This is a genomic window from Chitinophaga sp. (genome assembly GCF_035564935.1).
GTDB lineage: Bacteria > Bacteroidota > Bacteroidia > Chitinophagales > Chitinophagaceae > Chitinophaga.
The window spans coordinates 1-2022 of the sequence record NZ_DATMTE010000642.1 but is presented as its reverse complement, the minus strand read 5'-3'; the positions used below and the strand labels follow the sequence as shown (position 1 = coordinate 2022).

2 protein-coding genes are annotated in these 2022 nt (G+C 44.4%); both read left to right on the top strand.

From position 1 onward, the window contains the following. Nucleotides 1-442: 442 nt before the first annotated feature. Nucleotides 443-976, top strand: coding sequence for an HdeD family acid-resistance protein (locus VN105_RS16340; RefSeq protein WP_325642597.1), 534 nt, complete (start codon nt 443-445; stop codon nt 974-976). Between the two features lie 308 nt (nt 977-1284). Next, the gene (locus tag VN105_RS16335) at nt 1285-1785 is read left to right on the top strand and encodes an RNA polymerase sigma factor (protein ID WP_325642596.1); all 501 of its coding nucleotides are present in this window, start codon (nt 1285-1287) and stop codon (nt 1783-1785) included. The last annotated feature ends 237 nt before the right edge of the window (nt 1786-2022 follow it).

Below are 2022 nucleotides of genomic sequence, written 5' to 3'. Positions count from 1 at the left end.
CCTTGTTTTAGATTTATATATTCTTTTTTGCATTTGAATGAACGGGTGAATAAAGGTTTGTTAGTGAGTGTAATAAGGCTATTATTTTTGAGAAGGGCCTCCCCAATTAAAACATTTTTAAATAAGCTGTTGTTGTTCAATCGGTATTTATAGGATCAAGTGGAATCAGTCGAAACGGCTTCTGCTATCTGTAACCATATAAACTTACCAGCATGAAAACACCTGCCACCTTTTTTATTTTAAGAGCATACCCCACAAGGAGAGCAACCTTGTGCCCTATTAATCGATGTTGCAACGGAAACACCTAGACACACGACTGTAGTATTTGGTTATAATAAATCCTGGTTGTTCGGAATGTAGAAAACGGAAATGCTTGAAGCACGTACATGGTATACCCTGCCATTATTCAGCACTAACATTGGAAACCTTAAATTGAGAATGCATGCCTGGTTTTTATAACGCTTATTGGTGGCTCTTTTTGTTGAGAGGAATCTTCGCCCTTGTATTGGGCGTTTTGGCTGTTGGATGGCCTGGCGCTACTTTTACCACACTGATCGTTTTCTTAGGCGCGTATCTTTTTATCGCCGGTCTTTTTGCTGTTGCAGGAGCCATTGCCGCCAGGAAAACGAATGAGAACTGGGGTATTTTCCTGCTCTCCGGCCTGCTGGGCGTTATATTAGGTATCCTCACTTTGTACAATCCGTTTGCCACCGGTGCAGCGCTCATTTACCTGGTTGCTTTCTGGGCCGTGCTGGCCGGCCTCTTCGAATTAATTATTGCCATCAGGCTGAGGAAAGTCATCACCGGCGAAGGTTGGTACATTGCCGGCGGTTTGCTGACAATCATCTTCGGCATTCTCCTGGTTACAAATCCTATGGCTGCCGCGGTTACGCTTACCTGGATCTTCGGTATTTACGCCATTTTTACCGGGGTCATGCTCATTTTACTTTCATTCAGATTGCGCAGCAGGCATTAAAACGATAGCTTAAATGAGATAACTAAAAACTGTGATACCCTGTTTAACTAATTTTAAATTACCCCATATGCAAGTTTATTCATTTACTAAAACTTTTCCTTATGACTACTGCTACACCTGAATGACGCACCTGTTGCTGCTTTTTATCGGGGTGTTGATACCGCCCTTTTAGTAAGCGTGGCAGGTGCCAGCAGTATCCGCCGGAAGGAGACCGGCGCTGTGCAACTACTGCTTTAACCGCTTTTTCTCCCGGCCCCTGATAAAGGCTGTTGTTCTTGCTAATTGTGAATAATTTAAAGTTAACCGTTATGTCATCCACCGAATTTAATAACTTATTACTCGGAAACGCCGACTTTCTGCGGCCGTATGCAGTAACCTTAACCAAAGACTCAGAATCCGCAAAAGATCTGTACCAGGAAACATTGTTCAGGGCGTTATCCAACCGTGATAAGTATCTGGCCGGCACTAATATCCGGGCCTGGCTGTATACTATCATGAGAAACATCTTCATCAATAACTATCGCCGTGGTAACCGCCAGTTCCGCCTGCTGGACAATGCTGTTGGAGACTACCTGTTGAGCCACCAGCCGTCTGCCATCGGGAACTTCGCCGAATCAGGCCTGCGGGTTAAAGATGTACAGATGGCTGTATACAACCTGCCCGTTATTTTTAAACAACCATTCCTGTTGTACTTTGAAGGATACAAATACTATGAAATTGCAGCTATACTCAACGAACCACTGGGTACGGTGAAAAGCCGGATCCACTTTGCAAGGAAGATGCTGAAAACCCGTATTACACGGCATTAACGGCAAATTACCTGTTAGTAATACCATCAGGCTTTTGAGAACAGAAGTCTGCGAACCCTCAGTATGACCATTGAAGCCGCTGCCAAAAACGACTATGACCCGGTAGCAGACTGAAACTGCTTTTATACCTGTAGCACCCCAGCCCCTGCAGGTGAAAATGTTCGCTGCTGTATGCCTGTTTGCAGACTTTTGTTATTCCTTTCTCCTCCAATTGTCATCCCTCTACGGTATAAGCAC